9 protein-coding genes and 1 tRNA gene are annotated in these 11,303 nt (G+C 51.5%); 1 reads left to right on the forward strand and 9 read right to left on the reverse strand.

Features of this window, described 5'->3' with window-relative positions; translation table 11 throughout:
* The 8 genes from hflK to VHA_RS11080 all read right to left on the reverse strand — a co-directional run bounded on the left by hflK (position 1) and on the right by VHA_RS11080 (position 9,474).
* The gene (gene hflK, locus VHA_RS11045; protein ID WP_005504249.1) at positions 1-1,161 is read right to left on the reverse strand and encodes an FtsH protease activity modulator HflK; all 1,161 of its coding nucleotides are present in this window, start codon (positions 1,159-1,161) and stop codon (positions 1-3) included.
* Between the two features lie 53 nt (positions 1,162-1,214).
* On the reverse strand, positions 1,215-2,504 hold the full coding sequence (gene hflX, locus VHA_RS11050) for a ribosome rescue GTPase HflX (RefSeq protein ID WP_005504252.1): 1,290 nt from the start codon (positions 2,502-2,504) through the stop codon (positions 1,215-1,217).
* Between the two features lie 26 nt (positions 2,505-2,530).
* On the reverse strand, positions 2,531-2,800 hold the full coding sequence (gene hfq / locus VHA_RS11055; protein WP_005504257.1) for an RNA chaperone Hfq: 270 nt from the start codon (positions 2,798-2,800) through the stop codon (positions 2,531-2,533).
* A gap of 95 nt (positions 2,801-2,895) precedes the next feature.
* Positions 2,896-3,822, reverse strand: a complete 927-nt coding sequence (gene miaA, locus VHA_RS11060; protein WP_040528661.1) for a tRNA (adenosine(37)-N6)-dimethylallyltransferase MiaA — start codon at positions 3,820-3,822, stop codon at positions 2,896-2,898.
* Complete coding sequence (gene mutL, locus VHA_RS11065) at positions 3,815-5,776, reverse strand: DNA mismatch repair endonuclease MutL (RefSeq protein WP_005504259.1); 1,962 nt, start codon at positions 5,774-5,776, stop codon at positions 3,815-3,817. Before mutL ends, miaA begins: the two co-directional genes overlap by 8 nt.
* A gap of 2 nt (positions 5,777-5,778) precedes the next feature.
* Positions 5,779-7,473, reverse strand: a complete 1,695-nt coding sequence (locus tag VHA_RS11070) for an N-acetylmuramoyl-L-alanine amidase (RefSeq protein ID WP_005504260.1) — start codon at positions 7,471-7,473, stop codon at positions 5,779-5,781.
* 3 nt (positions 7,474-7,476) lie between these two features.
* Positions 7,477-7,944, reverse strand: coding sequence for a tRNA (adenosine(37)-N6)-threonylcarbamoyltransferase complex ATPase subunit type 1 TsaE (gene tsaE, locus VHA_RS11075; RefSeq protein WP_005504261.1), 468 nt, complete (start codon positions 7,942-7,944; stop codon positions 7,477-7,479).
* A 36-nt stretch (positions 7,945-7,980) separates the two neighbouring features.
* Entirely contained in the window at positions 7,981-9,474 is a 1,494-nt protein-coding gene (locus VHA_RS11080) for a bifunctional ADP-dependent NAD(P)H-hydrate dehydratase/NAD(P)H-hydrate epimerase (RefSeq protein ID WP_040528662.1), read from the reverse strand.
* 49 nt (positions 9,475-9,523) lie between these two features.
* Here VHA_RS11080 and queG point away from each other — a divergent pair, with 49 nt between their 5' ends.
* On the forward strand, positions 9,524-10,651 hold the full coding sequence (gene queG, locus VHA_RS11085) for a tRNA epoxyqueuosine(34) reductase QueG (RefSeq protein WP_147280903.1): 1,128 nt from the start codon (positions 9,524-9,526) through the stop codon (positions 10,649-10,651).
* Between the two features lie 574 nt (positions 10,652-11,225).
* On the opposite strand, the gene VHA_RS11090 is transcribed toward queG, so the two are convergent.
* Positions 11,226-11,301: transfer RNA gene (locus VHA_RS11090), tRNA-Gly, on the reverse strand.
* Positions 11,302-11,303: the final 2 nt, after the last annotated feature.

Raw genomic sequence — 11,303 nt, forward strand, 5'->3', positions numbered from 1 at the left:
TTAATATCTCCCCTGACGCGTGGTCGACTGACGGGTATTGACGTTCGGTAAGGCGGGCTGGGTAGCACGCTCCAACTCAATGCCATAGCCTGCGGCACTGTTGCTGTCCGATGAAACATTGCGCTGTGCTGGAGACTGGCTCATCAGTTTATCCAAAGGCAAGTAAAGCAAGTTGTTGCTCCCTTCCTGAGAATCAATCAACACCTTACTGGTATTGCCGAACACCTTTTCCATCGTCTCAAGATACAAACGGTTACGCGTAACTTCCGGCGCAGCTAAATACTCCGGTAACAGTTTCTCAAACTGTGCAACGTCACCTTGTGCCTCATTAACTGTTTTCTCTTTATAACCCAAGGCTTCTTTTTTCAGACGCTCAGCACGACCGGTTGCTTTGGGCAAGATGTCATTACGATAGGCTTCCGCTTCACGGATAAAACGCTCTTCATCCTCTCGCGCTGCGATAGCGTCATCGAATGCATCTTTCACCTGCTCTGGCGGACGGGCAGTGTCAAAGTTTACGTCGACCACCAGCAGACCCATGTCATAACGATCTACAATGCGGTTGATTTCCACTTCCGTGCGTTCACGAATTTCCTGACGGCCCGAGGTCAGGATTTGGTCCATCACTGCATCACCGATCACCGCACGCAATGCGGAGTCCGTGGCCTGACGCAGACTGTCATCCGCGTTAGTGACCGAGAACAGATATTTCTCCGGATCAGCCACACGATACTGCACGTCCATTTCAACGCGCACGACGTTTTCATCTTTGGTCAGCATATCACCGGAGCCACGCAACGAACGGATTGCCTGCACGTTTACCGGTGTCACCTCATCGATAAACGTCGGTTTCCAGTTCAGGCCTGGTTGTACGATGCGGTCGTATTCACCGAAACGCAATACAACACCACGCTCCGCTTCACCGATAGTGTAAAAGCCTGATACACCCCAGATAACTGCACCCACCACGGCAATGACGCCCAAACCAGCGACACTGCCGCCACCAAAAGACGGCCCTTTGCCGCCAAATAATCCGCTCAGTTTGCGGCTCAGCTTGCCAAATACCTCGTCGAGGTCTGGCGGCCCTTGGTCACGACCCCCGCGGTTCCCCCACGGGTCTTTGTCCTGACCGCCATTATTTCCTGGCTCATTCCACGCCATTAGAGCACTCCATCAGTATGATATGACGATAGTTTTTATACTGTAACAGTCTGTCAGTTGACGATAAAGTCACCTAACTCACTGCCTTCCCGTTTTTTCAACCTCAACCAGTCAGTTTGAGGCAGCCGCACATCGACCAGCAAATGTCCATCCTGCTCGTATTCTTCGTGCGTGATACACCGCAACTGACAGAATTTACTGTGCATTCTGCCAATAGCCGCAGGCGGAATACGTAAGCGGTAGCTTACCATAGTCCCTGCCAGCCTCTCGGTCAGTGCCTCAAAAAGAAGATCTATGCCCTGATCTGCCAGTGCTGACACCCAGACAATACGAGGAAGTCCGTCTTCATCACGTTCGATACGTGGCGTTGTATCTTCCATATTGTCGATTTTGTTCATCACCAGCAGCATCGGTACTTCGTGCGCGTCGATCTCTTCCAGCACCACATTGACCGCGTCAATGTTCTCACGGAAACGGTCATCACTGGCATCCACCACATGCAACAGTAACGTTGCTTCCTGCGTCTCCTGCAACGTTGCCTTAAATGCAGCAACCAAGTCATGTGGCAGATGACGGATAAAGCCGACCGTATCGGCCAGGATAGTGTCACCTACGTCCTCGACCTCAATCTTGCGCAGCGTCGGATCCAGTGTTGCAAACAACTGGTCTGCGGCGTACACCCCTGCCTCGGTAATGCGGTTGAAGAGCGTGGACTTTCCGGCATTGGTGTATCCTACCAATGACACAGTAGGAACTTCAGCACGGCTTCGTGCCCGTCGGCCCTGTTCCCGTTGTTTGGAGACTTTCTCAAGTCTACGCAGAATAGCTTTAACACGATCACGCAGTAAACGACGGTCTGTTTCCAGCTGGGTTTCACCCGGACCACGCAGACCAATCCCGCCCTTCTGACGCTCTAAGTGCGTCCAACCACGAACGAGTCGGGTTGAAAGGTGGCGGAGCTGCGCCAACTCGACCTGTAATTTACCTTCATGGGTACGGGCCCGCTGGGCAAAGATATCTAGGATCAGACCGGTGCGATCGAGCACCCGGCATTTGACTAAACGCTCGAGGTTTCGTTCCTGCGCAGGAGAAAGCGCATGGTTGAAGATCACAATATCTGCCCCAGTCATCCGGACGACATCTGCAATCTCGAGGGCTTTACCTTCACCGACGAAGTATTTGGAATGCGGGGCTTGCCTGCTGCCTGTAATAGTTTGCAGCCTGCTAACCCCCGCTGACGATACCAGCATTTCAAATTCGCTGAGATCTTCCCATTCGCCTTCCTGGGTGAAGTTGATATGAACTAAAACAGCCTGTTCACCGGCTTCGTAACGGTCAAACAAGCGATCAACTCCTTACCAAGGGATTGTTACTCCTCAGTTTTTTCTTGCTGACGTTCGGTAGGCGAACGCTCAGAGCTGGTGTGATGGTGGTTCACTGGACGCGCGGGCACCACAGTAGAAATCGCGTGCTTGTAAACCATTTGGTTGACTGTGTTTTTCAACAGGATCACAAACTGATCAAAAGACTCAATCTGGCCCTGAAGTTTAATACCGTTTACCAAATAAATAGAAACCGGTACTCGTTCACGACGCAGTGCATTCAGAAATGGGTCTTGTAGAGATTGCCCCTTAGCCATTTTTAATTTTCCTTATTGGTTTGTAGTTGTAGTAGCAACAAAAAGATCAACAACGCCGCTTACAACAGCACAGAGTATACCTGTCTCTTCCCGGATCAGATCAGACACTTTGTGACTGTTTGTAACGATAGCCCGGCATCGTCGCTATCAAGCCACGTCAGATTATCCCAGCTGCGAAGCCAGGTGATCTGACGTTTGGCCAACTGACGGGTTGCGCACACACCGCGATAAACTGCATCGTCAAGCGAGCAGCTACCCGCCAAATAATCCCACATCTGTCGGTACCCGACGCAACGTATCGATGGCATATCCGGGTTCAGATCGCCACGATCAAACAATGCACGGACCTCCTTCTCGAAGCCGGCTTCCATCATTTTGTGGAAACGTAACTCGATTCGGCGATGCAGATCTCCCCTTTCCTTAGGGGCTATAGCAAACTGATGAACCTCATATGGCAAGGGTTCACCTTTAGTTTCGGTCAACTCAGTGAGAGTTTTACCCGAAATACGAAAAACTTCCAGCGCTCTCGACAATCGTTGAGGATCATTCGGGTGAATCCTCGCTCCTGCGACAGGGTCTACTTTGCACAACGCTTCGTGCAGCGCCTGCCAACCACGCTCCTTTGCTTCCTGCTCAATTTTAGCGCGGATCACTGGGTCTGCGGGTGGCAATGGCGACAGGCCTTCCAATAATGCTTTGAAATAAAGCATGGTACCACCCACCAAAAGGGGGATTCTCCCTTTTGCAACGATCTGTTCCATTTCGCGTAACGCATCAGCACGAAAATCCGCCGCCGAATAGGCTTCTGACGGATCACGGATATCAATTAACCGGTGTGGCGCCAGCGCCAGCTCTTCCGCTGTCGGCTTGGCTGTACCGATATCCATGCCCCGATAGATCAAAGCGCTGTCCACACTGATTATATCAACGGGAAATTGTTTTCTCAGCGCAATCGCCAAGTCGGTTTTCCCTGAGGCTGTCGGCCCCATTAAAAATATTGCCTTGGGCAATGGCTTAATCATGATTAAACGCTTCTATAGCCGCCGCCACGTCAACCGGACGCAGCAAGACGGAATAATGTTCTGCCAGCGCACCCTGCCAGCAATTTTCTAACTCAGTGAGCAGTGTAACGGATTGCGACAAGCTGTAGACATCGGTTTTTTGCACTGCCTGTCCTGTCAGCCATGTTGAAAGCGAGGACACATCAAGCTTCTTCCCTGAACGGGTTAAAAAAGCCATTAATGCCGGAATGAATTGCTGCAAGTTGTGATGACGGAAAGGTTGACAGACTGCCATCACCATCACCTGAGACGCTGATTTCTTGCGAAGCAAAATCCCAAATTGCTGAAGCAACGGTTCATGCAAGGCAACCAGTTCCAGCTCTTCAGCTGATGCGGGCAATGCCTGAGGGATTAACAGGGGTTGGGCTTTCAAACCTTCTTCCAGCCCTGCCTGGCGAAACGTCCCCAAAACCGACAGATACGCGGCCGCATCAAGATCCAGTAAGGCAATGCCTTCCTCACGTTGCAACAACAGGTATTTCGCGTTTACGACCGTTAACGCCTTGCCGAGTCCCTGTGCAGCATGACCTGTTGACACCGGCGCTTGGGGCGTGGAAGGTGTGAAGACAGCTGACGCTTCCGCGATCTCTCTGACAGGATCAGGCACGACTGGCGTTGTCATCAACGATTGATACACGTTTTGCTCGCGACGGGACGGTGCGCTGCCACTCAGGAAGTCACAACGCTGACCACTACTGCCACCACTTGATCTACCCGCTGACGACTGACTAAAGCCAGATGCCCGGGCTGGCTGCCCGGACGCTTGCGGCCGCCACTCTGAGTATTCCGCCTGCCCGGGATAATTGGAATAGGCAGTGTCTTTGACGCCTTCGTCCCCTTCAACAGCTTGCTGGGCTGGGTGACCTGCTGTTTCGTTGTCGGCAAAATTCAAAGCGGAAATAGGTTCCGGTTCCGCTGTCACCTGCATCAGGGCGTCAGCTACCGCCTGATAGATAAAGTCATGCACCAGACGTGCCTGATGAAAACGGACTTCGTGCTTGGCGGGATGCACATTCACATCGACCTGGTGTGGGTCAATATCAATATACAGCACATAAGCTGCAAACTGATCAGGACGAAGGGACGCTTCATACCCCTGACGGATGGCATGGTTAATGAGCTTATCCTTCATCATCCGCTTGTTCACAAAGCAGTGCTGGATATCGTTTTGCGCCCGCGCCCCTTCCGGAGTACAGATCCAGCCTTGCAGGGTTAAACCCTGGTGCTCAAGGCTGACTTCCACCGCGGTTTTGACAAACTGGGGGCCACACACCGCTGCCAGACGCTTTTCACGCTGTACATCGTTGGTTGCCGCCCGGTACTGGCGGACAATGGCACCATTGTGGCGAAGGGTAATGGCGACATCAAAACGGCTGAGTGCAATGCGTTTGAGCAGCTCATCAATGTGGCCAAATTCGGTTTTATCCGTGCGCAGGAACTTGCGTCGGGCAGGTGTATTAAAAAATAAGTCCACCACCTCAACGGTGGTACCAACCGGATGCGCCGCAGGCTTGACCTTCACCGCCATATCTCGCCCTTCAGCATAGGCCGACCAGGCTTCAGACTGGGTTACTGTGCGGGATGTCAGAGTCAGGCGCGAGACCGAGCTGATACTCGCCAGCGCTTCACCACGAAAGCCAAGGCTGATGATCGCTTCCAGGTCATCCAGACAGGTAATTTTGGAGGTCGCATGCCGGCTGAGTGCCAGCTCAAGCTCTTCTTTGGCAATGCCCGAGCCATTATCCCGGATACGGATAAGCTTGCTGCCACCTTTTTCGATATCAATATCAATGCGGGTCGCCCCCGCATCAATGCTGTTTTCAACAAGCTCTTTGACCACAGATGCCGGCCTTTCAACCACTTCGCCCGCCGCAATCTGGTTTGCCAGACGGGCAGGTAAGATTTGAATTGCCATGCTTAGCTCCCGGGAATGATCAAGGTCTGGCCAATAGCCAGTTCGTCTGAACGCAATTTATTGGCACGACGGATACTGTCGACAGAGACGCCATAATTGCTGGCGATTTTACCCAGATATTCTCCGCGTTTCACTTTGTGTTGCTTGTCCTTGGGTTTCACGCCCACAATTTTCAGTTTCTGGCCAATCGCAAGCTCATCCGAACGCAGTTTGTTGGCGCTTCGGATACTCGACACAGACACATCATACTTCTGGGCAATCTTGCCAAGAAACTCACCGCGCTTCACGGTGTGCGTTACTGTCACGCCTGCACTGGCAGGTATTGAACTGCTACCCGGTGATGTGGACACCAGGGCACTAATATTGACATTCGGTACAGTCAGCACCTGCCCCACGTTTAACGTGTCGGACTTCAGACCATTTGCCGCTTTGATGGCGGAGATTGAGCTGCCGTATTTTTTCGCGATGACGGACAACGACTGACCGGATGTCACCTTGTGCTTAATGCCGTTTTTACGGGCGGCCATCAAAGTACCATCCGGCGGAAACGCTTCAAAATAGCTCAACACACCTTTGTAAACCGCGTTAGCAATCTTGTTCTGGTGGCTGGTGCTCAGCAGCAATTTCTCTTCCTGAGGGTTGGTAATAAAGCCAGCTTCGACCAACAGAGAAGGAATATCCGGTGATTTCAGCACCGCCAAACTGGCATGTTCAGGGCTGGATTTATGAAGTTTGGTGACTTTGCCGATTTCTTTTAACACGCGGACAGCAACATCATAACCTTCTTTCTGGGAGTTGCTGAACTGGAGATCCAGCACGGCACGGCTCAGGTATTCGTCTCGGTTATCGTTAAGCAGCGCCCCGCCACCCAGCAGGTTGGATTGCTCTTCGTGTCTCTCAATCCAGCGACCTATTTCACTGTTGGCACGACGGCGGGACAACACCCAAACTGATGCACCGTGTGGTTGCGGTTTGTGGAAACCATCGGCATGGATAGACACCAGCAGATGCGCACCTTGCTTTCTCGCAATCTCAGAACGCTTGTTAAGGTCGACAAAGTAATCACCGTTACGTGTCAGTACCGCTTTCATACCCGGTATTGCATTAATCTTGGCGGCAACCTGACGGGAAATCGCCAATGTCACATGCTTTTCATACTTGCGCCGGGGGCCAACTGCGCCGGGATCATTACCACCGTGACCAGGGTCGATTGCAATGATGATGTCATCGGTTCCAAACGGCAATGCAGCCTGCGCTTCTGCTGCTGCCGCAGGCTTAACCGGTGTCATGGTCGCAGCAGTATCGCTGTGTGGGATATCAATCACCAGTCGGTGGCCATACTCTTCACTGGGAGCAAGGGGAAACAGGCGAGGAACACTTTTGTCTTTCAGCTCAAATACCAGACGGGATGTCTTGTTGTCGGGTGGATTACTGTTGCGGATCTTCGTCAGTATTTTGCTGTCACTGACATTTTTTGGCAGTGTTATCGCCATGGTGGTGTTCTTCAAATCCACCACCAAACGATCAGGCTTGGTCAGCGTGAAATAGGTATAAGAAGGCGCTTCAGCCAGATCCACCACTACCCGCGTTTCATGCGGCGCTGGCCAGATACGCATATTCTCCAGTACATTAGCCCATGCAGAAAACGCCGTCCCAAGCCACCCCATCACCCCTAATAACACGCCTCGCCAAAGCATAGGTTATTTCCACTCCAGTTTTGCAAGCAGCGCTTCACCAACAGGTGTGTTGGCATTGACCTGCACTGATCGTTGTTTCTCGTTGTATGTCAGTGTGATATTGAGATCTGGCTGCGGCAACAGGCCTTTCCCTTTCTCGGGCCATTCCACCAGACAAAGCGCGTCAGGCGTGAAGTAATCCCGGATTCCCATAAATTCCAACTCTTCCGGATCGGCCAGTCGATACAAATCAAAATGGTAAACCTGCCAGCTCTCTAACTGATAGGGTTCGACCAAGGTGTAGGTGGGGCTTTTTACGTTCCCCCGATGGCCCAAAGATTGAATAAAGCCGCGTGAAAACGTGGTCTTCCCGGCGCCCAGATCGCCATGAAGATAAATAGTGGTTTGCTGCGCACATGCCGCTGCAATAGCCGCGCCAAAGGCGACTGTTGCCTGCTCGTCAGCAAGCTCAGTCATAAAAGTCTGTGTCATGTTTCTCACTGCTTTATCTGCGGAAGCACTCAGTCTTCACTGCTGTATTTGTTTTATTGTTTTTCCAAGCCAAGGAAGCAAATCACTGGCCAACAGGCCACGCTCTCCTTGCCGTGCGGCAACGTCGGCCGCAGCACTGTGTAAATACGCGCCAAAAATAGCGGCTTGTGTCAGCGACCGGGTCTGTGCCACGCACCCTGCAATCACGCCGGTCAACACATCCCCCATGCCTCCACTCGCCATACCAGGATTGCCTGCTGCCACGATATTTACTTCGCTGCCATCATAAACGATTGTACCCGCACCTTTAAGCACCACCACGCCACCATAACGTTTCTGTATCTCTTTGACGGCAGAAAAACGATCACGTTCAATGTCTGTTACACAACAACGCAATAAATTTGCAGCCTCTCCCGGATGCGGCGTCAAAATCCAATTGTCAGAGTACGCAGGGCTTGCCGCCAATACATGCAACGCATCGGCATCAACCACCAGGGGTTTCCCTGATATCACCGCTTGCCCAAAGAGTTGTCTGGCCCAACTCGACGACCCCAACCCCGGTCCGACAGCAATCACATCCGCCCATTCCAGGTGGGCATTCAAAGGAGCCAGCCCCTCACTTTCGTGCCACCAGCGGGTCATTAATTCGGGCTGGCGTACAAGTAAGGCCGGAACATGGCTCTCGTCAGTTAACACCGCGACTAACCCGGCACCAACACGCAGGGTTGCCTGCCCACAAAGGGTGATGGCCCCGCCCATACCACGCTGGCCGCCAATACAAAGCACCCTGCCAGCATTGCCTTTATGTGCGCTTCGCCCTCTTACCGGTTCAAGCCTCGCCGCACGCTGGTTATCCAGCAGTTTAGCGGAACATGGGATATGCACGGCAAATTCTTCACCAATACCCAGCCCATCATAGTGAATATCACCACAACAATCGCGTGCCTTGCCGGTGAAAAGCCCCTGTTTGAGAGCTACAAAGCTGACTGTAAGATCTGCCACAACCGCATCACCCCAAATGCGCCCGGTATCAGCATTAAGGCCACTGGGAAGATCGACAGCGATCACCGGACAATGGGTCCGGTTAATGGACTCTATGGCCGACAGGTATTTCCCAGATACCTCGCGGCAGAGTCCTGTCCCAAACAGAGCATCAACGATGACATCAAACCCGCCACAGGGCGTTGTCCCTTGGTGGATTACACCACCGGCAGCCGTGAACTTCTGTTGTGCAGTGAGCGCATCCCCCTGAAGTTTTAACGGATCAGCCAACGACCAAAGTGTAACGGAAAGCCCAGCTTCTTTTGCCAGCCTTGCGATCACATACCCATCACCGCCGTTGTTGCCGCTGCCACAACAAACCAGGATATTTTTGACATCAGGATATCGGGTTCGCAACGCATTAAACGCAGCCTGACCCGCCCGCTCCATCAGGCTGTACATTTCAACACCAAGATCCGCTGCGATCTTGCGCTCTCCATTTCTGACCTGATCCGATCGGTAAAGCGAGTGTGGTAGACTTGCGCTCATCTTCGGTTTCTCTTGTGATCTTATGTCTGAATCTCGATCTTTATCGTCGATCAATTTAACCCAACTTGCTGAAAATATCAGGCAATGGGGACGTGAACTAGGATTTCAGCATATTGGGATCACCGATGTCGATCTTCGTCAGCACGAAGAACAATTACAACGCTGGCTGGATAACGGCTATCACGGTGAAATGGATTGGATGGCGCGCCATGGTATGATGCGCGCACGTCCTCAAGAACTGGTAGAAGGCACTGTGCGCGTGATCAGCGCACGGATGAATTACCTGCCGCCAGATGCCGGATTTGCCAAAACACTGGACAACCCTTCCCTTGCCTATATCAGTCGTTACGCCCTGGGGCGTGACTACCATAAGCTCATCCGCAACCGGCTGAAAAAGCTGGCGCAGCGCATTGAAGAGGAAGTGGGGAAATTTGGTTATCGCCCGTTTGTCGACTCTGCTCCTGTGCTGGAACGTCCATTGGCAGAGAAAGCCGGGCTCGGCTGGACAGGCAAACATTCACTGCTTTTAAGTCAAGACGTCGGCTCCTGGTTTTTTCTCGGCGAGTTACTGATTGATCTTCCTCTGCCGGTAGATGAACCGTCACAGGGGAATTGCGGTAAATGTGTTGCCTGTATGACCTCCTGCCCGACAGGTGCCATTGTGGATGAAACCGTTGTCGACGCAAGACGTTGCATCTCTTACCTGACGATAGAGCTGGATGGGGAAATACCAGAAGCATTTCGCAAAGCCATAGGCAACCGTATCTATGGATGCGATGACTGCCAGTTAGTTTGCCCTTACAACAGGGAAGCAGAGCTCACCACTGAACCTGATTTCTATAGCCGGAACAGTCTGGTCCAGCGACCTTTAAAAGTACTGTTCGGTTGGGATGAAGCCACTTTTTTACGAGAGACTGAAGGGTCAGCGATTCGCCGCATAGGCCATGAAAAATGGCGCAGGAACCTATCTGTGGCAATGGGAAATGCTCCTTATGACCCCGAGATTGTTGAACTTCTGGAATCGGCCAAAGGATTCTCTGCTATGCTTGATCAGCATCTTGACTGGGCACTGGAACAACAAATCAAGCGCCGCAATGAAAACGCAATAGATGTCTTGCCTGCATCGACAAAACGGCTGGTAAGAATCGTGAAAAAAGGGTTACCCCGGGATGCTTAGCAACAGGTACAGTGCGCTACCACCTTTTAGTCTGGGCTAAATCCATGCAAGAACAAGACCTAGATTCACTTCTGCTGCGAAATGTGGAAAACCTTTTCAGTACGCCATAAAACGGTGCACACACACAAAGTTAAACACACTCTGTGAATAAACTCAGATAGAAATCACGAAAGGTGATAAAGCTGGGGATAAACGTTTGAAAAAACGACTTTTACAAAGAAAAATACAATTCAAAACAATCAATTAAGAACAAATTCATACACAAGCATGAGTTTTCCACTGAGCAACATCCGCACAAATAACTCTGAGTAACATCACATCTTCTGATATTCATCAACGGCTTTACCCACAAGCAATACTTTGTGGATAACTCTGTTGAAAAACACCAAAAAACAGCGATAAAGCTACTGCAATTACGTAATAAGTGCAAACAATGTTCTGATTGTGTTTGGGCTAGAGTATGCCCGGAGATAATGCTTCACAGCATTAAAGACAACGATCCGCTGCATCCATTACTGCTTGATACATGCTTTGCGGAGTGTTGGTGCTTACAGAGGATATTCTGTAAGAAACTTGGAGCGACACACGGGGTTCGAACCCGTGACCTCAACCTTGGCAAGGTTGCGCTCTACCAGCTGAGCTAGTGTCGCAT

Source organism: Grimontia hollisae CIP 101886 (assembly GCF_000176515.1).
In the GTDB taxonomy this organism is placed as follows: domain Bacteria; phylum Pseudomonadota; class Gammaproteobacteria; order Enterobacterales; family Vibrionaceae; genus Enterovibrio; species Enterovibrio hollisae.

What these genes read in the sequence shown, in the direction of transcription:
- hflK (WP_005504249.1), bottom strand. Translation starts at nt 1,161, where the DNA reads ATGGCGTGGAATGAGCCAGGAAATAATGGCGGTCAGGACAAAGACCCG.
- hfq (WP_005504257.1), bottom strand. Translation starts at nt 2,800, where the DNA reads ATGGCTAAGGGGCAATCTCTACAAGACCCATTTCTGAATGCACTGCGT.
- miaA (WP_040528661.1), bottom strand. Translation starts at nt 3,822, where the DNA reads ATGATTAAGCCATTGCCCAAGGCAATATTTTTAATGGGGCCGACAGCC.
- mutL (WP_005504259.1), bottom strand. Translation starts at nt 5,776, where the DNA reads ATGGCAATTCAAATCTTACCTGCCCGTCTGGCAAACCAGATTGCGGCG.
- VHA_RS11070 (WP_005504260.1), bottom strand. Translation starts at nt 7,473, where the DNA reads ATGCTTTGGCGAGGCGTGTTATTAGGGGTGATGGGGTGGCTTGGGACG.
- tsaE (WP_005504261.1), bottom strand. Translation starts at nt 7,944, where the DNA reads ATGACACAGACTTTTATGACTGAGCTTGCTGACGAGCAGGCAACAGTC.
- VHA_RS11080 (WP_040528662.1), bottom strand. Translation starts at nt 9,474, where the DNA reads ATGAGCGCAAGTCTACCACACTCGCTTTACCGATCGGATCAGGTCAGA.